At 57.3% G+C, this 22,700-nt stretch carries 22 protein-coding genes and 2 other RNA genes; 8 read left to right on the forward strand and 16 right to left on the reverse strand.

Annotation, left to right across the window (positions count from 1 at the left end; genetic code table 11):
- Positions 1 to 59: 59 nt before the first annotated feature.
- Positions 60 to 156: signal recognition particle sRNA small type (gene ffs / locus ACYCCG_RS10350), an RNA gene on the forward strand.
- 273 nt (positions 157 to 429) lie between these two features.
- Complete coding sequence (locus tag ACYCCG_RS10355) at positions 430 to 1,515, forward strand: type I restriction endonuclease (protein ID WP_459670291.1); 1,086 nt, start codon at positions 430 to 432, stop codon at positions 1,513 to 1,515.
- A 75-nt stretch (positions 1,516 to 1,590) separates the two neighbouring features.
- Here the strand turns inward: ACYCCG_RS10355 and ACYCCG_RS10360 are convergent, their stop codons facing one another.
- The 7 genes from ACYCCG_RS10360 to ACYCCG_RS10390 form a co-directional block, all read right to left on the reverse strand.
- Positions 1,591 to 2,463, reverse strand: coding sequence for a DUF2971 domain-containing protein (locus ACYCCG_RS10360; RefSeq protein ID WP_459670292.1), 873 nt, complete (start codon positions 2,461 to 2,463; stop codon positions 1,591 to 1,593).
- Between the two features lie 86 nt (positions 2,464 to 2,549).
- Entirely contained in the window at positions 2,550 to 2,753 is a 204-nt protein-coding gene (locus ACYCCG_RS10365; RefSeq protein ID WP_459670294.1) for a hypothetical protein, read from the reverse strand.
- Between the two features lie 300 nt (positions 2,754 to 3,053).
- Complete coding sequence (locus ACYCCG_RS10370) at positions 3,054 to 3,683, reverse strand: recombinase family protein (RefSeq protein ID WP_459670295.1); 630 nt, start codon at positions 3,681 to 3,683, stop codon at positions 3,054 to 3,056.
- A gap of 840 nt (positions 3,684 to 4,523) precedes the next feature.
- Positions 4,524 to 5,285 (reverse strand): hypothetical protein, encoded by a 762-nt coding sequence (locus ACYCCG_RS10375; protein WP_459670297.1) that lies wholly within the window; start codon positions 5,283 to 5,285, stop codon positions 4,524 to 4,526.
- 580 nt (positions 5,286 to 5,865) lie between these two features.
- A complete protein-coding gene (locus ACYCCG_RS10380) occupies positions 5,866 to 6,342 on the reverse strand; it encodes a hypothetical protein (protein WP_459670298.1) in 477 nt (158 codons plus the stop codon).
- Between the two features lie 3 nt (positions 6,343 to 6,345).
- The gene (locus tag ACYCCG_RS10385) at positions 6,346 to 6,558 is read right to left on the reverse strand and encodes a hypothetical protein (RefSeq protein WP_459670301.1); all 213 of its coding nucleotides are present in this window, start codon (positions 6,556 to 6,558) and stop codon (positions 6,346 to 6,348) included.
- A 1,158-nt stretch (positions 6,559 to 7,716) separates the two neighbouring features.
- Positions 7,717 to 9,009, reverse strand: a complete 1,293-nt coding sequence (locus tag ACYCCG_RS10390) for a tyrosine-type recombinase/integrase (RefSeq protein WP_459670303.1) — start codon at positions 9,007 to 9,009, stop codon at positions 7,717 to 7,719.
- Between the two features lie 165 nt (positions 9,010 to 9,174).
- On the opposite strand from ACYCCG_RS10390, the gene ffs (ACYCCG_RS10395) reads away from it, so the two are divergent.
- Positions 9,175 to 9,260: signal recognition particle sRNA small type (gene ffs / locus ACYCCG_RS10395), an RNA gene on the forward strand.
- Positions 9,261 to 9,295: 35 nt separating this feature from the next.
- Here the strand turns inward: ffs (ACYCCG_RS10395) and ACYCCG_RS10400 are convergent.
- Positions 9,296 to 9,715 carry a helix-turn-helix domain-containing protein gene (locus ACYCCG_RS10400; RefSeq protein WP_339535781.1) on the reverse strand — a complete coding sequence of 140 codons (420 nt, stop codon included), beginning with the start codon at positions 9,713 to 9,715 and terminating at the stop codon, positions 9,296 to 9,298.
- An 83-nt stretch (positions 9,716 to 9,798) separates the two neighbouring features.
- Here ACYCCG_RS10400 and ACYCCG_RS10405 point away from each other — a divergent pair, with 83 nt between their 5' ends.
- Together ACYCCG_RS10405 and ACYCCG_RS10410 are read left to right on the forward strand one after the other, a co-directional pair.
- Positions 9,799 to 10,287, forward strand: a complete 489-nt coding sequence (locus ACYCCG_RS10405) for a DUF2938 domain-containing protein (RefSeq protein WP_459670340.1) — start codon at positions 9,799 to 9,801, stop codon at positions 10,285 to 10,287.
- A 358-nt stretch (positions 10,288 to 10,645) separates the two neighbouring features.
- Complete coding sequence (locus tag ACYCCG_RS10410) at positions 10,646 to 10,921, forward strand: hypothetical protein (RefSeq protein ID WP_049588194.1); 276 nt, start codon at positions 10,646 to 10,648, stop codon at positions 10,919 to 10,921.
- Between the two features lie 265 nt (positions 10,922 to 11,186).
- On the opposite strand, the gene ACYCCG_RS10415 is transcribed toward ACYCCG_RS10410, so the two are convergent.
- A complete protein-coding gene (locus tag ACYCCG_RS10415; protein ID WP_339443587.1) occupies positions 11,187 to 11,993 on the reverse strand; it encodes a substrate-binding periplasmic protein in 807 nt (268 codons plus the stop codon).
- Positions 11,994 to 12,114: 121 nt separating this feature from the next.
- Here ACYCCG_RS10415 and dnaX point away from each other — a divergent pair, with 121 nt between their 5' ends.
- The 3 genes from dnaX (at position 12,115) to recR (ending at position 15,549) form a co-directional block, all read left to right on the forward strand.
- Positions 12,115 to 14,190 (forward strand): DNA polymerase III subunit gamma/tau, encoded by a 2,076-nt coding sequence (gene dnaX, locus ACYCCG_RS10420; RefSeq protein ID WP_459670305.1) that lies wholly within the window; start codon positions 12,115 to 12,117, stop codon positions 14,188 to 14,190.
- 63 nt (positions 14,191 to 14,253) lie between these two features.
- The gene (locus tag ACYCCG_RS10425; protein WP_003254305.1) at positions 14,254 to 14,589 is read left to right on the forward strand and encodes a YbaB/EbfC family nucleoid-associated protein; all 336 of its coding nucleotides are present in this window, start codon (positions 14,254 to 14,256) and stop codon (positions 14,587 to 14,589) included.
- Between the two features lie 357 nt (positions 14,590 to 14,946).
- Complete coding sequence (gene recR, locus ACYCCG_RS10430) at positions 14,947 to 15,549, forward strand: recombination mediator RecR (protein WP_003254304.1); 603 nt, start codon at positions 14,947 to 14,949, stop codon at positions 15,547 to 15,549.
- A 117-nt stretch (positions 15,550 to 15,666) separates the two neighbouring features.
- On the opposite strand, the gene ACYCCG_RS10435 is transcribed toward recR, so the two are convergent.
- The 7 genes from ACYCCG_RS10435 to ACYCCG_RS10465 form a co-directional block, all read right to left on the reverse strand.
- Positions 15,667 to 16,215, reverse strand: a complete 549-nt coding sequence (locus ACYCCG_RS10435; protein ID WP_009683910.1) for an adenine phosphoribosyltransferase — start codon at positions 16,213 to 16,215, stop codon at positions 15,667 to 15,669.
- A 55-nt stretch (positions 16,216 to 16,270) separates the two neighbouring features.
- On the reverse strand, positions 16,271 to 17,005 hold the full coding sequence (fnrA, locus tag ACYCCG_RS10440; RefSeq protein ID WP_003254301.1) for a Crp/Fnr family transcriptional regulator FnrA: 735 nt from the start codon (positions 17,003 to 17,005) through the stop codon (positions 16,271 to 16,273).
- Positions 17,006 to 17,191: 186 nt separating this feature from the next.
- Entirely contained in the window at positions 17,192 to 18,574 is a 1,383-nt protein-coding gene (gene hemN, locus ACYCCG_RS10445; RefSeq protein WP_459670310.1) for an oxygen-independent coproporphyrinogen III oxidase, read from the reverse strand.
- Between the two features lie 104 nt (positions 18,575 to 18,678).
- On the reverse strand, positions 18,679 to 19,359 hold the full coding sequence (locus tag ACYCCG_RS10450; RefSeq protein WP_459670311.1) for a sulfite exporter TauE/SafE family protein: 681 nt from the start codon (positions 19,357 to 19,359) through the stop codon (positions 18,679 to 18,681).
- Positions 19,352 to 19,567 carry a cbb3-type cytochrome oxidase assembly protein CcoS gene (ccoS, locus tag ACYCCG_RS10455; protein ID WP_176685177.1) on the reverse strand — a complete coding sequence of 72 codons (216 nt, stop codon included), beginning with the start codon at positions 19,565 to 19,567 and terminating at the stop codon, positions 19,352 to 19,354. Before ccoS ends, ACYCCG_RS10450 begins: the two co-directional genes overlap by 8 nt.
- A complete protein-coding gene (locus ACYCCG_RS10460) occupies positions 19,546 to 22,020 on the reverse strand; it encodes a heavy metal translocating P-type ATPase (protein ID WP_209967284.1) in 2,475 nt (824 codons plus the stop codon). The genes ccoS and ACYCCG_RS10460 overlap by 22 nt, the downstream gene beginning before the upstream one ends.
- Before the next feature lie 136 nt (positions 22,021 to 22,156).
- Complete coding sequence (locus tag ACYCCG_RS10465) at positions 22,157 to 22,687, reverse strand: FixH family protein (RefSeq protein ID WP_176685179.1); 531 nt, start codon at positions 22,685 to 22,687, stop codon at positions 22,157 to 22,159.
- Positions 22,688 to 22,700: the final 13 nt, after the last annotated feature.

The following is a 22,700-nucleotide window of genomic DNA, read 5'->3' on the forward strand; positions in this document are numbered from 1 at the left end:
CCCCAAAGACCGGTACAATGGCGCCACTCGCTGCTCAGCGAGGCATGTAGTGGTGGCCCCATCGGTCCCCCCGCATTGATTACCCGTTAACCTGGTCAGGCCCGGAAGGGAGCAGCCATAGCGGGAACATCGAGTGCCGGGGTGTGGCTGGTGGGGCCGCCTCCATTACGTAAGCCCTTGAATTCTCAAGGCTTTCTCTCTCAAAAATCTCGAAGTGGACCAGTGCCGTAGTACACCTGAGTGGTGCACTGTGCTGAGCATTCTAGCTTCCTGATCTTGCCTCTCCAATACCTCTCTGGTTACGCCAATCTAGGCGCTATCTTGTCATCCGCTCATGTGTCGGTTTCCCCCCTGTCTCTCGCAGTGATTTGTAATTGCCAGTACGGTGGCTGTGCTACTAGGATGTGGCATCTGAGCGAGGAGCGAGACATGGAATTCGTAGAGCGACTGAACGCATTATCTGCCAAGATCCGCCAGCAGGGCACTGCTATCCAGACTGAAGAGGCGACCAAGATTGCCTTTGTCATGCCCTTCATCAACTCTGTCCTAGGTTACGACGTCTTCGATCCCTCAGAGGTTACGCCAGAGTACGTCTGCGACGTGGGGACGAAGAAAGGCGAGAAGATCGACTACGCCATCATGAAGAATGGCGAGATTCAGATCCTGATCGAGTGCAAGAAGATTGGCGAGCCGCTGCATATCAATCACGCGAGCCAGCTCTTCCGGTATTTCCACGTCACCACCGCCCGTATCTCGATCCTTACCAATGGTCAGGTCTACCGGTTCTTCACCGACCTCGATGCCCCTAACAAGATGGATGAGAAACCGTTCTTGGAGCTAGACCTTCTCGATCTGGACGAGCACGCCCTTCCGGAGCTTCAGAAACTAACCAAGTCTGCGTTCGATGTTGACTCGATCATCAGTGCTGCTGGAGAACTGAAGTACGTTGGTCAGATCAAGAAAGAGATGGCTTCGCAGTTTAGTCAGCCTAGTGACGAGTTCGTGAAGTTCTTCGCTACTCGGGTCTACGACGGGATCATTACCCAGAAGGTGAGAGAGCAATTCACCACCTTGACTAGGAAGGCGGCAATCCAGTTCCTAGGAGATCAGATTAACGACAGGCTGAAGTCGGCTATGAGCGGTGCGGTCGAGCCGTCTTATGCGATGATGGCCGTTCAAGTGGCAACGGCGCCTGAGTCTGCTGAGGAAGCCGACGACGATGACCGTATCCAGACTACTCTTGAAGAGCTTGAGGGCTTCCATATCGTCAAGGCAATTGTGCGGGCGGTTGTGGATGCAAAGCGGATCGTTCACCGTGATACCCAAAGTTACTTCGGGATTCTGCTGGACGATAACAATCGTAAACCGATTTGCCGGTTGCATTTCAATCGCAGTCAGAAGTACATAGGTCTCTTCGACGCTGAGAAGAACGAAACGCGTCATCCAGTTGCATCTGTAGATGATATCTACGGATTTGCGGAACAGTTGAAGGGTACTATTTCTTTTTACGAGTAAGAGATTTGACTCTAGAAGCGCCGACCATTTAGGTGTGTGGTCGGTGCTTCTTTTTTTGATGGCATGTGCTGTTCATCAAAGTTTAGCAATTTCTAGCTCGTAGCTGTGGTTGATCGGGGTTGCTTGTAATAGTTGTGTATGCGGATATGATTTTTTTATTATTTCGGAAAGCGAGTGCTTCTGGTCGTTGGGCATTCGGCATCCGAATATTACGCCAGTAAGTTCTCTACTTCCAAAGCGGATATCCTCGTGCGGTGCATCTTTGTTGCGGCCGTCACCCGAGCAAATTCGCCATTCTCTCTCATGGGACCAAGCTGCTGACTTTGTGTATATTAGAGCTTCAAATATCTCTTGTGGATCAGTTTTGGTTAATCCTGATAGGGTGTTGGAAATTCCTTCTTCATCAAACAGCATAGGTACTTCTGTTCTGTAGTTGATTGGTCTCGCTGTCTTGTAAGGGCTATCGAGCTCCGCCACGTTTTCGAATCTAAGAACTGCGCCTTTGTTGCTATCAGCATAATATGCCCACATTAGTTGATTTTTTGGTGAATCGGTAAGGCATAATACTTTTATGCTTGAAAGTATTGCTCTGGTGTCCTCCCTTGTTTTTTGAATGTTCTTGTCTAAAGATGCGAAAGACTCAAGAATTCCATCGGTCATGGCTAAGGTGAAGTCCTCCTTGGAGTGTTTTTTGTACCTGAGCTGCAATAGCGGGGCAATCTTGTGCATGGGGGAGTTTATGCTGCACTGAATTTTTCCATTGATTACGTTCCAGAGCTTCTCGATCGTTAGTTCTAGTGCTGCTTTGCGGTCGAAGTCAATCCGAAGGTCGAATTGAATATCATATGGATCATTTAGTGTTGCTGGCGTTGTCCATCGAAGTGTTTGGTTCTTTAGTACAATTTCTGCTGTGCTATAGCTCATGTACTTGTAGTATGCTTCGGGCATATATTGCTTTCCTTGTGTGGTCAAGATTGCTGTTAGGTGGTGCATTTTTTAAAATATCACAGCATGGAAAATTCTCGGTTAAGCGGCTATTGGCGTAGCCGCTCAATCGCTGAGCTGATGACCTCGGCATTGGTATCGAGCGCCTGCAATGCGACCATCACGTTGTCGTGAACGTTGGTTGAACCACGTTGGCGTATCCATGCACTGACTTCCTCAATTGCCGCCCGTATGGCTATCTGGTTCAGGTGGAGTAGTTCTAGGGTGTCAGCGGTGATGGTGGCTTTGTCCATGTGCGAGGCTCATCAAGAAAGGGTGTGCTAGCGTTAGGTATATCGAGTTTAGGCTATCAACCCAACCCCCCAGTTTCTGAATCTGGTTCTTGAGCACGGCCTAAATAGCCCAATGGTCAGAAATCCTCCGCGACATAGCACCGCTGCTTGACTGCAAGCCACTGGCCAAGGTAGGGGGGCCTAGACATTGCTGAAATCCGGTGGATGCATACAAGAATGCCCCGCAGAAGCTCCAAATAGGCTCATAGCGGGGCTTGGGGGCTCAGGGTAAGACTAGAACTGCCCTGTATGGGGCTGGTTTTAAACAGCTGCTTTCACTTCCTTCTTGATCCTGTAGACCGTGGCAACTCCACACTCTGCCAGCTTGGCTACATCGTCGGCGTTCATGGTTGGGTGCTTGGCCATGATGCTGATCACCTTCTCCCACATGGCAGCGTTCTTACCTTTGCCCGCTGGTTTCCAAGCAGGATCAGCGGCCTTCTTGTTTTCGATACCTTGTTTGATCCGCTCCACACGCTTCTCTTGATCCAAGCGAGCCATGGTTGCCATCAGGTCGAGGAGCATGTTGTTGATGACTTCCATGATTGCACCAGTGATACCTGTATCGCTGACCAACTGGTGAGAGGTGGGCAGGTCAACCACTACCAGACGTAAGCCCTTAGCCTTGATTGTCGATTTCAGTACGTCCCATTCAACACTGGACAACCGAGACAGGCGGTCAACCGATTCGCATACGATGGAGTCACCAGCTTGAGCAGCATCAAGCAGACGGGAAAGCTCTGGACGCTCCAGCTTAGTTCCTGAGATGTTCTCAGCGTATACGCCTGCAATGGTGAGGTTGTGGTCACTGGCGAAAGCCTCAAGCATCTGGCGTGCACGGTTGGCGTCCTGATCCTTGGTTGAAGCACGGAGATATAGATGGGCTTTCATGGTAACTATCCTTTAGCTATCTATTTTATGGGTCTATGATAAGTAATCATATAGCTATCATCAATAGGTATTTTGATAGCCACTATCAGATAGGACCGGCACTCCCGTTTGAGTAGAGTTCTTTGATAGTGACAATGCGATCATCGCCAGCATGAGGTTGGAATGTTGGAACTATCTGTGATCAAAAATGAGACTGGAGGAAAATCGAATCACCCCCTAGCGGCATTGGAGGGGAAGGTGTGACGACATTGGTGTACGTCAAGAGGTGTTGGTGAATGCTCTTCACCGTTCGACGGTGAAGATTATGACGCGGTGTTTTGGGGTCGTTCCTTTCCCCTCCCTTTCAATGATCTAGGAATGTCCTGTTCAGCGTTGACGCTGAAGAATGACTATCGAGGATGAATCCTCAAGAACGTCAACCTACGGTTTCCTTGCGATCACTGATTGACAATCAGAACATCATCACTCTCATACATTGAGTGATCGCAGGTGAGCCGAAGGCGAATGCTTTTCAATAGGGAGGCAGACAGCCTACCAAGCTCTTGATCTGTTTTCTGTACTCAGTACAGGAAAGCAATATTCATAGCTGAGCTATGAATAATGATCTCTAGTTTTGGATGGTTTATCCATCCTCTCCTTTCCAATTTCTCAGAGTATTAATGTAGGGTTTCACCCTAAATCAATTACTACCCTCAGGATGACCTCCTGAGAAACAAAAGCTTTATATGTATAAGGGTTTTTCACAACCCCTTGATTTTCGTGGCTTGTAGAGCATTTCTTGCGTAGTTTATTTGAAAAAGTGATGAGAAACTACGCAAGGTCACCAGCCAGCATTTAGGGTCAAGCGGCAAGTGCTGCTGCGTAAATGGTACTGTCATCCCACCCATTTTTATTCATGCTCGATGCCGATTGAGGGTGGCGAGTTGTCCATTCACGATACCAATGCTCGATGTACTCATCCCGTGTGGCGTCATCACCCCGGAAGATCAGCCGTGGATTTACTGTCAGCTTGATTTCACCCGTGCGAATGCCACCCTGCCTTGAGGTGCTCACGCGCACCATATTGCTGTTGATCAACGTGCCCAGCTTCTTCATCAGGTTTGACTCCGTCGTGCCCAATGCCTTCGCCAGTTCGGCTTGAGGCATGATGATCATGTTCCGGTACTGAACCAGCCCGTGCAGTTTGCTCAGGGTGTTCATCATCGGGACAGTGATACGGCAGTCCACGCCTGTCCGGCGCCATAGGCCATGGGCGTAGTCCTGTGCGTCGGTCAGTGAGTGCAGCGTATGTGTTGGCAGCTTTCGGCGATCGACGTGCTTCAGATGCGCGTGCAGGTCGTCAGCACTGCGGCACTTGCTCAGTTCTGGCCGGTAGTCAGGGCGTTCGCTGAAAGCAGAAGGCTTGTCATCGTAGTCAAAGATTTCGCCGGTTGTTGGACTGATCAACAGTCCGTCGACGTTAAGGTTGGGGGCAACGTAAGCCTTCCCCTTGTGTGCATTCGGTGCTTCCAACTCCGCATGGGAAAGAAGGATGGTCGAGTGGACAGTGGTGGGGTGGAATTCGGTATTGCTTGGGGAATTCGAGGCAAGTGGGTACGACATTTTTGATTCTCCTTCTCAAGTTCAGTTCATAGGCATTCCTCTCGGTGGTGCCGTATCAGTGTGGGTGTAACTTCTCAAATCGCAGGCACGACAGAGTCCCCTACGATGCACAATTCGTCTGACGAACGTGGTCGCGTGGAGGTTGGCGTTTTGGATTTAAGATGTGCCTTATACGCTAGTCGTGGTGTAAAGTCAACAACTATTTTCCATTCACGCTGACATTCCAACAGTCCATGATTTCAAACCAAGCTATTACAGCGATGACCATCATTACCCGCCACCCTAGAATGGAAAACAAAAGAAAAGCTCTGCTAGCCCCATCAGCGAGCGCTCCTACCGTATTGCCCACGGGATTCCGTAGAGAACTGAATTTAAGTGTTGTAACCGTAGAGAAATGACGAGTTTTTTGGCGAAAGCCTCTAATGTGCTAAGCACCAATACCCACTACCCCAATGTTTATCGGAGTGAAACCAGCTGTTCCACTTTCTTCCAGGCACAAAAAAAGGCTGTGGTAGTATTTAACCACCACAACCCTATCCTGTTATTTTTCACTTTTTAACGCTCAGCTACGTCGAAGGTTTTATTTAGGAATTACCAAAGGCTTGTAACAGGCCTGCACTTCACGCTCAATTTCTTCCAATTTCTTTGCTTCTGCTAGCTCAGCAGCCCTAGCTTCTTTCTCGTTCTTCGCTTGAATCAACTGCTGACGTAGTAGCCCTTGATAACGTTCACGCTCTGCTTGGAGGTCTGCAATGTATTTTTCCTTTTGCTCCACTCGGATATTGGCAATGTCGTCTTCCTGCATTGCAACGGGCTTAACCATCCACGCTGAATTATTTAGTGGAGCGAGGCTTACCGGTTGGCTGCGTGCCAGTGTGTAACCATCACTGGCTTTATCAATCACTTGCTGAAGTAGATCATGAGGTAACGGAGAACGTACAAGCTCCATTGATTGCGTGGTGTTCTTGTATGCGTGCACCCAATTAGCTACTCGGCTTTCCAATTCGGCGTCATCGTATTGAGGAGGAATTCCCTTGATTGTAATCTTCTCTGTCATTTTTCATTTCCTTTGTTTGTTGTTAATAATATGTGCAATTGCCTTGGCAATAATACCGATGCGGTATACTTCCAAGTCGAACACTGTCGAGCTAGCGAGTATTGGTTTAGTTAACACTGGTGAGAGTTTAGCGTTTGTATCTTGCTGCTTTACTTGTCGCTGCTTACGATTAGCATTAGCTCGCTGAAGCCCTTTAGTAAATAGATCAACGTTCATCGTGCTGCACCACCTACTAGGCATTCAGATAATAGCTCTAGGATTTCATTACACCGCTCATGCTCACTCCTATTGCCAGTGCATACCGCTGCGGCCCTCATTGACTTGTAATATTTCATATGTTGATAAATTTCTTTATTACTCATTATTGGTTCCTTCTAAAATATGTCGCTGACATGCTCGTTTTCGCAAATACAGACCGCGTATTCCGTGGCCTGCAGCGGTACAAAAGTAGGGGGTCTGTAGGGTTATATAGCCAAAAATAAAACCTCTCAAAACGCAAAACAGAGCGTTCTAGAGGTATATAGAATTTCAGGGAAGATATAGAATTAAGATACCTTAAGTGCTTCCAGAAAGCTTGGACTAATCAAGGAAAACTCACCTGCATCCACACAAGTACCGTCTTGGTGCTTAGCTAGGATAGCGTAGTATTTATCAAGTACGAAGTTACTTACCGGAATCAACTTGTACTGGTTGCTAGGCTGCTCTGGCTTGTCAGCTTCAAATGAGCTGACAATTAAATTGGAGGCCTTGTGGATTAGAAGATAATTGCCAATCATTGTGAAGCTACTACTAGATTGGTCAGGTACTCGTTGATCCCTTGTTTAGCACTGAAGGCCTTGATTGCTAGATCAGTGTACGTACTAGTTGGCACCTTGAACTGCACAAGCACATGCTTTATTTTGTTTGATCGAAAGAGCCTACCGCGACAGCTACTACTGCATGTGATTGCATCACGACGCCGGTTATTAATTGAGTTATTACAAATTTTACACAAGCGAATTTCTACCATTGTTACCTCCAATAGGTATGTGATTTGTTTTTTGGATTGAACAGATATTATTTGAAGCAAAAAGAAGTCCCATCACCCGATTAGATGATGAGAGCAAAAGGGGAGAATAAGTTGCCAGTTAACTTATAGAGGGTAGTTAACTGGCTGTGAATGAGTTACCCGAGAAGGAGGCAAGGGTAAGTCATTCACTGGAACAACGTCTAGGGTTTGACGTTGAAGGATTCGAGTCAATAAGGAAAGTTTCAATACCTACTACCGCAAGTACGTTTACTTTATCTTTATTGACCTGCTCATTATACCTTAAATGAGAATGATTGTCAATATCTGTTCGTGTTTTTTACGAACTTTTGTGCGAAATCGTTGGGTCATTGAATACATAGCAATGCTTCTCGCATAGCCGCTATCGGCGTCCGACTTCCATAGATACCAAAGGTGACGGAACTGTCCTCATGCCCGACCATGCGCTTGATTAACGAATCCTGTACTGCTGCCTCACGAAGATCATCAATGAATGTGTGCCTGAAGCTATGGAATGTCTTTCGGGTGTCAGTGATACCCAGCTTCGTCTTGTACCTGCCAAACCATTTCGATGGAGCGTGACCAAGTTTCCCACGCACTGCTTCCAGATCAGGGAACAGTCGATCAAACCCGGATGCTTTGACTGTCTCAACGTGCTGTAACAAACCCAGTTCGATCAGGGTAGGGTGGATAGGGAGTACACGCCGACTACCCGAGTTCTTGAGGCTCTGGCTTTCACTGCTGTCATCAATACGGAAGCAGTAGAAACCTTGTTGCTCAATGAAGTCGTCAACACGCAATTGGCACAGTTCTTCCAGTCGTGCCCCGGTGTATCGACCCAGCAGTGGTATCCAGAATCGCCACTGATGCTTGCGGGCTTCCTTTCGCAATGCTTCTTGGTCCAGCAGGGCCACTAAATCGTGGCGATCAAATGACAGTCGAGCTTCCTTTGCCGAGCCCGTCATCACCTTCATGCCCGCCAAAGGGTTTTCAGTGACGTACTTGTTTACCTTGCACCAGTTGAAGAATGCGGTGAGCTTACGTAGCCGGTTGTTTACCGTGACGGCGGTGATCGTCTTGTAGGTGGTGTCCGACTCAACGACCTGTCTCAGTGTCTTGCCCTTGAATTCCGGGCGAAGGCCGAAGTACTGAGGGCACCGGCTAAGCCGTTCTTTCAGTAGCCGAGACTGCTGAGCGTCGAAGGCTGCCGCAGGCATGTCACCCATTAGCTCGAACAGGTCAGCTAGGGCACGCTCTACGTCATCGGTACTGGTTTGTCGCCATGTGCCGCCGCGTTTGCCTTCTTCTATATACAGCTTGGAAAGTGACGCTAGGGTCGGCCCTTCACCGATCAACGTCGGTGTAGTCTTTGAGAGCGTCTGTGGAGCAATCGGAATTGAAGTCAGGGGTGTCGCAGCACGCCATTGCTCACATAACGCACGCAGGGTTTCTGAGGTTGTAAGGGGATGCTCGCTCAAGTGGCTATTCACCTGCTGAGCCAGCGATGTAGCAAGGAAGAGGGCTGCCTGACGCTCACGCACCCGCAGTGAAATGCGAAGTGTGTGCCGGTTGGGGAATAGGTGCTTCGGCAAGCGAAGGTTGAGGTAGTAAACGGACTGGCGGCGAACGATGTAGGCCATGAATGAACACCAGAGTGGACCAGTAGAGTGGACCAATTGAGTGGACCAATTGAGTGGAACAATTCTGGTCACACCCCAAGCTCTGCGAGTCCGTGCTGAGTGTCTGCACGTGTAGATGGCGTGCTACCTCATCAGCCTGAAACCCTTGCCCCATAAGGCCCGCATTGATTCCCGAGCATGCTTGCATGCGTACCTGGTCAGGCCCGGAAGGGAGCAGCCATAGCGGGAACATCGAGTGCCGGGGTGTGGCTGGTGGGGCCGCCTCCATTTTCGGGGTCGGAAAACCTCAATCTATAACGAACGCTTTCGTTCTTTCCTGCTTTTCGCCCAGTGCTCCCGCCGCCGACAGCTTCATCAGCCGCTGAAATTTCGGGCATGCCAGATGATCTTTCTCAGGGCATTGCGCTGCATGGCGCAACCCCTTGCTCATGGCCTGCAAGCGCCTGATCCGCGCGTCAAGCTCGTCTGCCTTGGCATTCAGCTTCTGCCGGTCGACCTGCAGGTCCACCAGCATCGCCCCCACTTCATCCAGCGAAAACCCTGCAGCCTGCCCCAGGGCGATCAGCGCCAGCCTGTCCGCCACATCGGCTGCAAACTGTCGTCGCTGGCCGCGCCCGGCCAGGGACTTGAGCAAGCCTTTCTTCTCGTAGTAGCGGAGTGTCGATGCAGGTACGCCTGTGCGTTTGGCGACGTCGGCAATGTCCATTTCGGGTCCTTGACTTGAAGTTGACTTCAACTTCTATGCTGCGCGGCATGGGTAATGACCGTCAACTTTCGAGGGCTTGTTCAATGACGTTTACTTCAATGTTTTTAGCTGCGTTGCCGATTGGCATCGGTGCCACTGTAGTGATGGACCTGTGGGGGCTGCTGCTGAGGCGGTTGGGTGTGGCAACGCTGAACTTTGCCATGGTCGGGCGTTGGGCGGGGCACCTGCTAGGTGGGCGTGTTTCGCACCAAGCGATTGCCAAAGCGGAACCGGTGCGAAATGAGTTGGCGTGGGGATGGGTGATTCACTACGCCACCGGCGTGCTTTTCGCGATGCTGCTGCTTGTGATCGTAGGGGAGGGCTGGTTGCGATCGCCTACTCTTTTACCTGCGGTAGTTGTGGGTGTGGGTACAGTCATGGCGCCGCTGTGCTTCATGCAGCCGGCCATGGGGGCAGGGTTCTTTGCGTCCAGAACGCCGACACCTGCGCGGAACTGTTTGAAGAGCCTGGCCACGCATTTTGTGTTTGGTGTGGGGTTGTTCTTGAGTGCGTATTTACGGGCTTTGGTGTGAAGACAGGGATCCCGATTACAGTAAGCACATGATCAGAGTGCCCACTTTTAAGATAGGTCTGATAACAGTCTAGGAAAGCCCCTACGCGTCAGGCAGGCATAGCGAATTATCCTACGTGTTCCGTCGACTCCCGTCTGATTGTCCCGGTCAACCTCGCCCACTAGGCTTTCGCGGTCGCTGTCAGTTCAGCGATCGGGTGTGGAAGCCTGGGTGGTTTGGCGGCTGTCGATATGACAGTTGTGCGTGGGAGGCCTTCGGGCCTGCCGGGTTTGCCATACCCCTGGTCTTCCACCCCGCGTACAACTGTCACCCTAAGTGTGGAAGCGAAAGGGTGCTCTCAGCCCGGTATGGTGAACTCATGAAAAAACTGGTCCCCGATCCGCCCCACGTCTTCGATCTTCCCCAAGGCAAATCCCTTTCCCGCGCGATCAGCGAAGGCATCGTCCCGATGGAGTTCGCGTTGATGAATGTGTCCCACTACCTGATGTTCGCCTACAGCGATAGCCGGCGGGCGCTTGAGCGTATTCAGGACGAAGAAACCAGGCAGTTGTTGGAGCATGGGTTGCGGGCCATGCAGATTGCCTGGGGGCAGGCGGATGCTGTCAGCGTGGCGTTTGAACGTAAAGGCCGGTGACGTTGAGTTTGTGATAGAGATTGTGAGTGTGCCGCACAACGCTGTGGGAGCGGGCGTGCCCGCGAAGAATATAGCGCGGTGGATGGCACGGGCTTCGCCCGTGTTCGCGGGCAAGCCCGCTCCCACAGGGATGGACTGCCCCCAAGAAGTTGGACACCAATCCAACCCTTGGGAGCAGTCCAGGGATCGCGCCAGCTTTTAGAAATTGAGCAAGACAGTTGCTCCCACAGTGTTTGCGCAAGCGTTCGCGAAATGAGCAGGGCCGTTAGTTGCGCTGGCTGTGTGCCGGCATTTTGCTGGGTATTTCGGGCCGGGCCACAGACATACTGTCCGGGTCGCCCCTCCCTTCATACCGCTGCAAAATCCGCTCGATCTCCCCCGACTGCTTCATTCTTACCAACGCCCGCAACAGCCCTTGTGTCGGTATCGCCGGATCGTTGCGCACCATGCACCCCAAATCCTGTTCGTCCAGCACCGCCAGTGTTTGCAGCTGCTGCTCCGCTGGCAATCCCTGGTTGAACCACTGCAACGACAACTGGTTGCTCACCGCATGGCGGTACCGGCCGGCCTGCAGCTTTTGCAGCACCAGCAACTGGCTGCGGCTGTCCTCACGGTGCAGCTGGCCGTTGTCCAGCAGTGGTTGCAGGGTTGAATAGGTGTAGCCCAGCACCGTGCCGATCGCCTGGGGTGGCAGTCGCTCCGGGGGTGTCGGGGTGCTGTCGCCAGCGCGGCCAACCAGCACGTCGCGCTGATGAATCAGCGGGATACTCCACACAAAATCCCTTGGACGGTCGTTGAGCCATTGGGTACTCACGTAGCAACGGACATCTATGTCGCCGCTGCTCATCGCCTCCTCCAGACGCAGGCGGGCCATGACGTGAAACTCGGGGCGAACGCCCACCTCCCTGGCAACGGCTTGCATCAGGTCGTGAAGCAATCCCTCCACTGGCTGATCGTCTTCGATGCGCACCAGCGGCATGCTCCAGCTCTCGGCTACGGAAAAGCGTAGCACCGGCTGGTCAGCCAGGCTGTGGGTAGACCACAGCAGTAACAGGGCCAGCAGACTTCGCAAAGGCAATCCTCCCTGGACAATGCGTCATTCCAAGCTTAGACGACTCGCGCAGGGTGCAATTTTGCCCCCGCTCCGCTAGCATTAGCGATCTTCCGCTCGATCAGGCTACGATGGTTTTTCGATGAGTTATCAGGTTCTTGCACGAAAATGGCGTCCGCGCTCGTTCCGCGAAATGGTCGGCCAGACCCATGTGCTCAAGGCCTTGATCAATGCCTTGGACAACCAGCGCCTGCACCATGCCTACCTGTTCACCGGTACCCGCGGCGTGGGCAAGACGACCATCGCCCGTATCATCGCCAAGTGCCTGAACTGCGAAACCGGCATCACCTCCACGCCCTGTGGCACCTGTTCGGTGTGCCGTGAAATCGACGAAGGCCGCTTCGTCGACCTGATCGAGATCGACGCCGCCAGCCGCACCAAGGTCGAGGACACCCGCGAACTGCTCGATAACGTGCAGTACGCCCCCAGCCGTGGGCGCTTCAAGGTCTACCTGATCGACGAAGTGCACATGCTCTCGACCCACTCGTTCAACGCCTTGCTCAAGACGCTGGAAGAGCCGCCGCCCTACGTCAAGTTCATCCTCGCCACCACCGACCCGCAGAAGCTGCCGGCCACCATCCTGTCGCGCTGCCTGCAGTTCTCGTTGAAGAACATGAGCCCGGAGCGGGTGGTGGAGCACCTCAGCCATGTACTGGCCGCCGAGAACGTGCCGTTCGAGGAAGATGCCCTGTGGCTGCTGGGTCGTGCGGCCGATGGCTCCATGCGTGATGCCATGAGCCTGACCGATCAGGCCATTGCTTTTGGTGAAGGCAAGGTACTGGCCGCCGATGTGCGTGCCATGTTGGGTAGCCTCGACCATGGCCAGGTGTATGGTGTCTTGCAGGCACTGCTCGAAGGCGATGCCAGGGCTTTGCTGGAGGCCGTGCGTAACCTGGCCGAGCAAGGGCCGGACTGGTCGGGTGTTCTGGCCGAAATGCTCAATGTGCTGCACCGTGTAGCCATTGCCCAGGCGCTGCCCGACGCGGTAGACAACGGCCAGGGTGATCGCGAGCGGGTGTTGGCACTGGCTTCGGCGCTGCCGGCCGAGGATGTGCAGTTCTATTATCAGATGGGCCTGATTGGCCGCCGTGATCTGCCCCTTGCGCCGGACCCGCGCGGCGGCTTCGAGATGGTGCTGCTGCGCATGCTGGCGTTCCGCCCGGCCGACACGGACGACGCGCCGAAGCCGGTGCTAAAGCCAGTGGGGATCAGCCAGGCCACAGCTGATCCTGCAGCGCAGGTGGCAGCCCCGGCGTCGGTCGCGCTTTCATCGCCTGTCGCCGCCGTGCCGGCGGAACCGGTAGCGCAAGTGCCGCAACTGGAGGTGCCTGCCCCCGCGACGGTTGACCATGAGCCGGAGGCCGAGCCAGACGTTGAGCTGAAGGCCGAAGCCGAGGCCATCTCCGTACCTGAGCCTGTCGCCGAAGTGGTCGACCTGCCGTGGGAAGAACCTGCAGTTGCACCTGCGCCTTTAGCGGCTGAACCTGCGCCTGCCCCGGCTCCTGCGCCCGAGCCTGTTGCCCCGGTGGCGCCCGCACAGGCTACCCCAGCGCACGACGAGCCGCCCTTCGACCCGTCCGCCTACGCTGCCGTGGGGATGGACCGCGACGATGAGCCACCGCTGGACGAAGACTATTACGGCGGCGAAAGCGATCCGGCAGGTTTCAGCTACCTGGACGAGTTGGCCGAACATGTTCAGGAAGACGTCTCCAAACCGGCTGCCGAACCGTTGCCGGCAGCCAAACCGGCTACCGGCCTGGCCCTGCAATGGCTGGAATTATTCCCACAGTTGCCTGTGTCCGGGATGACAGGCAACATCGCGGCAAACTGTACGCTGATTGCCGCCGAGGGCGACGACTGGCTGCTGCATCTGGATCCAGGCCAGGGGGCGCTGTTCAACGCAACCCAGCAGCGGCGCCTGAACGAAGCGCTCAACCAGCACCTGGGGCGTACGCTGAACCTGCGCATCGAGCTGATCCTGCCCGAGCAGGAAACCCCGGCTCAGGCCGCGGCACGCAAGCGCGCCGAGCGCCAGCAGGATGCAGTCGCTTCGATCGAGCAGGATCCGTTGATCCAGCAGATGATCAAGTTGTTCGGCGCCAAGGTGCGGCAGGATACTATTGAGCCTGTAGAAGCCCTGGCCAGTCAGGGCCAGTAACGGATAACCATGCGGCCGGCCCGGTGCCGGGCCGCATCACATGACCCAATCGAGGTATACCCCATGATGAAAGGTGGCATGGCCGGCCTGATGAAGCAGGCCCAGCAGATGCAGGAAAAAATGCAGAAGATGCAGGAAGAACTGGCCAACGCCGAAGTCACTGGCCAGTCCGGTGGCGGCCTGGTGAGCGTGGTGATGACCGGTCGTCACGACGTCAAGCGCGTCAGCATCGACCAGAGCCTGATGTCGACTGATGAAGACGACAAGGAAGTGCTGGAAGACCTTATTGCCGCTGCGCTGAACGACGCAGTGCGCAAGGTTGAGCAAAGCAGCCAGGAAAAGATGGGCGGCATGACCGCCGGCATGCAGCTGCCGCCGGGCTTCAAGATGCCGTTCTAAGGCATTGAGGTACTCAAAAACGCCGCTGATATCAGCGGCGTTTTTTTGCGTAGATTTCACCCAACTGCGGTCTGCTTTTTTATGTCGGGTGCAACTGTTGTGCTCGAACTTTGAAATTTTGCACGATCACTGTGGGAGCGGGCATGCCCGCGAACACGGGCGAAGCCCGTGCCATCCACTGTGCAGCCTGCTTCGCGGGCATGCCCGCTCCCACAGTGATCACACTGGCTTTCCAGTTTTGTGCAAGGTAATTGCGCTCATATAACTGCAGGCCGCGTAGACTTGGGGTGACCTGATTTGACGCCACCGCCCCCGCTGGGTATAAACCGCCTCTTATTGAATTGTCAGGCCTTTCCCATGAGCTTCAGCCCCCTCATCCGCCAACTGATCGATGGCCTGCGCATCTTGCCAGGCGTTGGCCAGAAAACCGCCCAGCGCATGGCCCTGCAACTGCTCGAGCGCGACCGCAGTGGCGGGCTGCGCCTGGCTCAGGCCTTGACCCAGGCCATGGAAGGGGTAGGGCATTGCCGCCAGTGTCGCACCCTCACCGAGCAGGAGCTGTGCCCGCAGTGTGCCGACCCGCGCCGTGACGACACACAGCTGTGCGTGGTCGAGGGGCCGACCGATGTGTATGCGGTGGAGCAGACTGGCTACCGTGGCCGTTACTTCGTGCTCAAGGGGCACCTGTCGCCGCTGGATGGCCTGGGGCCTGAGGCGATCGGTATTCCGCAGCTGATGGCGCGGATCGAAGAGCAGGGCACTTTTACCGAGGTGATCCTGGCGACCAACCCGACGGTGGAGGGGGAGGCGACGGCGCATTACATTGCCCAGTTGCTGAGCGAGAAGGGCTTGGTGGCGTCTCGCATTGCCCATGGTGTGCCGCTGGGCGGTGAGCTGGAGATGGTGGACGGCGGTACCTTGGCCCATGCCTTTGCAGGGCGCCGGCCCATTTCGCTCTGATTCATTGGGGCCGCTTGGCGGCCCATTCGTGGGTAAACCCGCGCCTACAAAAATGCGCGGCCTTTGTAGGAGCGGGTTTACCCGCGAATGGGCTGCAAAGCAGCCCCAAAAGCCCACTCAGTACTCGCTGAGGGAAAACTCGGTCAGGCAGAAGGTAGGTACCCCGGCCGCCTGCAGTCGACGCGAGCCGTCCAGTTCCGGCAGGTCGATGATCGCCGCCGCCTCGAACACCTGCGCCCCGGTACGACGCACCAGGTTGGCCGCCGCCAGCAGCGTACCGCCAGTAGCAATCAGGTCATCGAAGATCAGCACCGAGTCGCCTTCACACAGGCTGTCGGCATGCACTTCCAGGAAGGCCTCGCCGTACTCGGTCTGGTAACCCTCGCTCAACACGTCAGCCGGCAGCTTGCCCTGCTTGCGGAACAGGATCAGCGGCTTGTTCAACTGGTGGGCGATGATCGAGCCGATCAGGAAACCCCGCGCGTCCATGGCGCCGATGTGGCTGAATTCCGCCTCGACATAGCGCTCGATGAACTGGTCGGCCACATAGCGCAGCCCGCGTGGCGACTGGAATAACGGGGTAATGTCGCGGAAGATCACACCCGGTTTGGGGAAGTCCACTACCGGGCGGATCAGGGCTTTGAGGTCGAAGGCGTCGCTGTGCATTGTTGCGGGTATCCTGGGAAAACGAATGCCCAAGTATACCCGCTAAAGACTGGCCTCAGGCCTCGATTGCACCACCGGCCAGCGCGCACAGCTGGATCGGGTCGAGGATGTGCACTTCCTTGCCCTCGGCGCGCAGCAGGCCATTCTGCTGGAAGCGGGTGAACACCCGCGACACGGTTTCTACCGCCAGGCCAAGGTAGTTGCCGATTTCGTTGCGCGACATGCTCAGGCGGAACTGATTGGCCGAATAGCCGCGAGCGCGGAAGCGCGCCGACAGGTTGACCAGGAAGGTGGCAATGCGCTCGTCGGCGGTCTTTTTCGAGAGCAGCAGCATCATTTGCTGGTCGTCGCGGATTTCGCGGCTCATTACCCGCATCAGCTGGCGGCGTAGCTGTGGCAGTTGCACCGACAGCTCGTCCAGCCGCTCGAAGGGGATTTCACACACCGAAGTGGTTTCCTGAGCCTGGGCCGATACCGGGTAGGCCTCGGTATCCATGCCCGACAGGCCGACCAGCTCGCTGGGCAGGTGAAAGCCCGTGATCTGCTCTTCGCCGCTGTCGCTGAGGCTGAAGGTTTTCAGGGCCCCGGACCGTACTGCGTAGACCGAGCCAAAACTGTCACCCTGGCGGAACAGAAACTCGCCTTTCTTGAGCGGCCGCCCGCGTTTGACGATTTCATCCAGTGCGTCCATGTCTTCCAGGTTCAGCGAAAGAGGCAGGCACAGGGGGGCCAGGCTGCAATCCTTGCAATGGGCCTGGTTGTGTGGGCGCAGTTTGACTGGCTCGGACATTTGAATCGATCCTTGTGGGAAAGCACACATAAGTCGTAAGGGTAACTCACGACACAGGGTGTAGGCCAGTGTGCGCGATGATGGTGCGCGCTGGCGAAACCCCGGCAGGTGGCCTGCCGGGAGTCCATGTGTGCTCATAGTGTGCCTGACAAGGAAGCTTGTCCATGCGGTTGAACGCCTTGTTTTTCAGATCACTCGCGAGAAGCGCTGGCGGTTGTGCATCGTCAGGTAGGCGTCGAACACCATGCATACCGAGCGCGCCAGCAGCCGGCCGGCGGGCAGGATGCGAATGCCCTTGTCGTCCAGGCTGATCAGGCCGTCGCGCTGCAAGGTCAGCAGCTCGGGCCAGAGGTCGTTGAAGTAACCGCGAAAATCCAGGGTGAAAGCCTGTTCGATGGGTTCGAAATCCAGCTCGAAATGGCAGATCAGTTGCTGGATCACCGCCCGGCGTATGCGATCGTCGTGGTTGCACAGCAAGCCGCGCTGGGTGGCCAGTTGGGCGTTGGACAGGCTGTCCTGATAGGTGCTGAGGTCACTGCTGTTCTGGCAGTACAGGTCGCCGATCTGGCTGATCGCCGACACGCCCAGGCCAATCAGGTCGCAATGCCCGTGGGTGGTGTAGCCCTGGAAGTTGCGCTGCAAGGTGCCTTCTTCCTGGGCAATGGCCAGTTCGTCGTCGGGCAGGGCGAAATGGTCCATGCCGATGTAGCGGTAACCGGCGGCGGTCAGTTGGTCGATGGTGGCGTGCAGCATCTCCAGCTTGGCGGCGGCGCTGGGCAGGTCGTTGCTGTCGATGCGGCGTTGCGGCATGAAGCGCTCTGGAAGGTGGGCATAGTTGAACACCGACAGGCGGTCGGGCTGCAGGCGGATCACCTCTTCGACGGTACGGGCAAAGCCTTCCGGGGTTTGCTTGGGCAGGCCGTAGATCAGGTCGAGGTTGACCGAGCGAAACTGTAGCGTGCGGGCAGCCTCGATCAGGGTGCGGGTCTGCTCCAGGCTCTGCAGGCGGTTGATCGCGCGCTGCACGGCCGGGTCGAGGTCCTGCACGCCCAGGCTGACGCGGTTGAAGCCCAGTTCGCGAAGCAGGCCCATGGTCGACCAGTCGGCTTCGCGGGGGTCGATCTCGATGCCGTAGTCGCCGGAATCGTCGTCCAGCAGGTGGAAGTGCTGGCGCAGGGTGGCCATCAGCTGGCGCAGTTCCACATGGCTGAGGAAGGTTGGTGTGCCGCCGCCAAAATGCAGCTGTTCCACACGTTGTTTAGGGTCCAGGTGGCAGGCGATCAACTGGATTTCCTGCTCCAGGCGCTGCAGGTAGGGCGCGGCGCGCGCGCGGTCCTTGGTGATGACCTTGTTGCAGGCGCAGTAGTAGCAGATGTTGGCGCAGAACGGCACATGCACGTACAGCGACAGCGAGCGCACGGCCCGTCGGCTCTCGCGCAGGGCGTTGAGCAGGTCGAACGAACCCACCTCGCTGTGCAGTTGCACGGCGGTTGGGTAAGAGGTGTAGCGTGGCCCGGCGAGATCGTAGCGGCGGATCAGGTCGGTATCCCAACGTAGTTCGTCGAGCATGAGGGTAGTCCCCGGAAAGAGCAGCAGTGCACCGGAGTCTATGGCCGTCTGTAGGAAACTGTGTTGATTTGTATCAAGGGCATTGGGTCCGCAGAGCGGCCCCGTCAATGCCCCATCAGCCAGTGCTGGTGTGGGCCCGGCAGGGTCCAGACACCGAACAGCATCACCAGCACACCGCCCGCCACACGCACGCTGCGTCGTCGCAACAGGGCGTTTACCCGTTCGGCAGCCAGCCCGGTTGCCAGCAACACTGGCCAGGTGCCCACCCCGAACGCCAGCATCAACGCTGCGCTGTAGCCGGCATTGCCCTGGCTGGCCGCCCACAGCAGGGTGCTGTACACCAGCCCGCACGGCAACCAGCCCCATAGGGCGCCCAGCAGCAATGCCCGGGGCAGGCTGGACACCGGCAGCAAGCGCGACGTCAGCGGCTGGATATGCCGCCACAACCCGCGGCCAAGCGCCTCGATGCGGGTCAGCCCGCTCCACCAGCCGGCCAGGTACAGGCCCATGGCAATCAGCAGCAGCGCCGCAGCCACCCGCAGCGCCAGCGCTGCCGGGCTGCTGGCCACGGCCCAGCCTGCCAGGCCCAGCAGCAGGCCGGCGCAGGCATAACTGAGAACGCGCCCGAGGTTGTAGGCCAGCAGCAGGCGCAGGCGCCTGCCACGTTGTTCGGGCGGTATTGCCAGGGTCAGGGCCCCCATCAGGCCGCCACACATGCCCATGCAGTGGCCGCCACCCAGCAGGCCAAGGACCAGCGCCGAGCCAAGGGGAAGCAGGTCAGGCACGTGGAGGTGGTTCCTTGTCGGTGTCGGTTGGGGCGTCGTCGGGCTTCACGGCAGCCTGGTGGCGCGGGTCCTGATCGTCGAACAGGATGCTGTGGGCGGGGCCTTCAAGGTCGTCGTACTGGCCGCTGTCTACCGCCCAGAAGAAGATGTACACGGCCACGCCGACCAGCAGCAGGGCTGCCGGAATCATGACATAGAGGGCGGGCATGGCGACTTCCTCCCGGATAAAGGGGCTTCGTGGGGCAGCGGGCCCAAGGCCACTGGCATACGGGTCAGGCGCAGGGCATTGAGCACCACGATCAGCGAGCTGACCGACATGCCGATGGCGGCCCACACCGGCGTGATCCAGCCGAGCGCGGCAAACGGCAACATCAGGCCATTATACAGGGTCGCCCACAGCAGGTTCTCGAGGATGTTGCGCCGCGTTCGACGGGCCAGGTCGAAGGCCTGCACCAGCGCTTGCAGGCGGTTGGACAGCAGTACGGCATCGGCGCTGGTCTTGGCAAGGTCGGTGGCGCTACCCATGGCGATGCTGATGTCGGCAGCGGCCAGCACCGGCACATCGTTGACACCGTCGCCAAGCATCAGCACCTTGCGCCCCTGCGCCTGCAGGGCTTTCAGCCGGTCAAGTTTGTCGTCTGGCCGCAGGCCGCCAATGGCCTGGTCGATGCCCAGTTGTGCGGCCACTTCGGCAACCATCGGCGAGCTGTCGCCCGACAGCAGCAGCGTGCGCCAGCCACGTGCCTTGCAGGCAGCGAGCAGGGCAGGGGCATCGTCGCGCAGACGGTCGTCCAGGCCAAACCAGGCCAATGGCCCCTGGCGGTCGCCCAGCAGCAGCCATTGGCCGCGAGGCTCCGGCACGGCGGGGGGCTGCGCGCCGCTCAAGGCGCAGACGAAGGTGGCCTGACCAATGCGCAGGCGCTGCCCGTCCACCAGCCCTTCCAGGCCCAGGCCAGGTACGGTCTGCACATCATCGGCAGGCGTGGCGGTACGGCCGAAGGCGCGGGCGATGGGGTGTTCGGAGCGGTTTTCCAACGCGGCGGCAAGGGCCAGGCAGCGGTCGGCTGCCTGGTTGCCGAGCGGGCGAATGCTGCGCAAGGTCAGGCGGCCTTCGGTCAGTGTGCCGGTCTTGTCGAAGATTACCGTGTCGATCTGGTTCAGGCCTTCCAGCACATGACCGCGGGTCACCAGGAGGCCGAGCTTGTGCAGAGTTCCGGTGGCGGCGGTCAGTGCGGTTGGCGTAGCCAAAGACAGGGCACAAGGGCAGGTGGCCACGAGCATGGCCAGCACGATCCAGAACGCCCGCGTCGGGTCCAGGTGCCACCACCACAGGCCGATGGCAACGGCGGCCAGCAGCGAAAACAGCAGGAACCACTGCGAGGCACGGTCGGCAATTTCCGCCAGGCGCGGTTTTTCGGTCTGTGCACGCTCCAGCAGGCGGACGATGGCCGACAACCGTGAATCGTGACCGAGGGCTTCGACTTCCACGTTCAGGGTGCTTTCGACATTCAACGTGCCGCCGGTGACCCGCTCGCCCACCTGGCGGGGTTGTGGCAGGTATTCGCCGGTCAGCAGTGATTCGTCGACGCTGGAGCGGCCTTCTACGATACGCCCGTCGGCCGGGATTACCGCGCCTGGCAGCACTTGCACGGTGTCACCGCAGCGCAGTTCGCCAAGGAGGATGCGCTCGCTGCGGCCGATGGCGTCCAGGCGCAGGCACGAGGCCGGCAGCAGGTTGACCAGCTGGGCAGTGGCCGCAGCCGTGCGTTCTCGGGCTCGGCGTTCCAGGTAGCGGCCGGTGAGCAGAAACAGGGCGAACATGCCCACCGTGTCGAAATACAGCTCGCCGCTGCCGGTGATGGCCGTCCAGATGCCGGCGCCGAAGGCCAGGCCAATGGCCAGCGACACTGAAACGTCCATGGTCAGGTGGCGGGTGCGCAGGTCGCGTGCCGCGCCTTTGAAGAACGGCGCGCAGCTGTAGAACACGATGGGGATGGTGAGGAACAGTGCCACCCAGCGCAGAATGGTGTGCAGTTCGGGCGACAGGTCGATGTTGAACTCCGGCCAGGTGGCCATGGTTGCCATCATCGCCTGGAACCACAGCAGCCCGGCCACGCCCAGGCGGCGCAAGGCGCTACGGTTCTCCCGGGCCAGCTGTTCGGTAGCCTGGTCGGGCTGATAGGGATGGGCGGCGTAGCCGATCTGTCGTAGCTCGGTGAGCAGGCGCGACAGCGGTAGCTGGTTGTCGTCCCAGTTCAGCAGCAGGCGGTGATTGGACAGATTCAGGCGCGCTTCGGCGACACCGGGCAGGTTGCGCAAGTGCTTTTCGATCAGCCAGCCGCAGGCGGCACAACTGATGCCTTCGACCAGCAGGGTGGTTTCGGCCAGCTCGCCCTGGTGGCGGACGAAGGTTTGTTGCACGTCGCTGCGGTCGTAGAGGGCCAGTTCGTCCTGCAGTTGCTTGGGCAGGGCTTCGGGGTTGGCGCTGTTGTCGCTACGGTGCTGGTAGTAATGTTCCAGGCCTCCAGCGACGATCGACTCGGCCACCGCCTGACAGCCTGGGCAGCAGAACTGCCGGGGCTGGCCGAGGACCACGGCGGTGAAGCGGCTACCGGTGGGGACGGGCAGGGCGCAGTGGTAGCAGGGGGTGGGTTGGGTCATAGGGCAGACACTGCTCAGGCAGATAGGAAACCCTGTGGGAGCGGGCGCGCCCGCGAATGCGTCAGACCTGGAAATACCTTTGCCTGAGCTATCGCATTCGCGGGCGTGCCCGCTCCCACAGGGATTTGCGGTGTTGCTACTGTTGGTGTTCGGCGCCTTGCAGTGCTTCATCACCCAGCTGCAAGGTCACACCATGCGCCACTTTTTCCTCTTCGAACAAGCGCCACACCTGGCCCCCTTCGCTACCCAGCAGTTCGACAAAGCGGCGCCCGTCGACCTTGTCTTCCAACTGCCCCACATAGCGCCCTGCTTCGACCCGGCTCAGTAGCACCTTGCGGTCCTTCTCTGGCTGGGTTGGCGAAATCAGGTTCAGCTCCAGGCTTTGCGGGTCGCTGTTACCGGTCAGGCGCAGGTCTGCTTCGCCGGTCAGTTCGTCCAGATGCACGCTGGCTTTCAGGCCCAGCTGCTGCGCCAGCAGCTCGCGGTCCAGCGAGCGGTTGATGCCCTTGCCGGCCTCGTAGTAGTTGTCGTTCACCAGGTTGTCCGGGTTGTGCACAGCGATGCTGACCATGGTCAGGCTCAGGCACACCGAGGTGGTAAGGATGCCGATGATGATCCAGGGCCAGAGGTGTTTGTACCAGGGGCTGGCGGCGGTGGCGGCAGGCATTGTGCGTTATCTC

The sequence above is a fragment of the Pseudomonas sp. VEM90 genome (genome assembly GCF_054611535.1).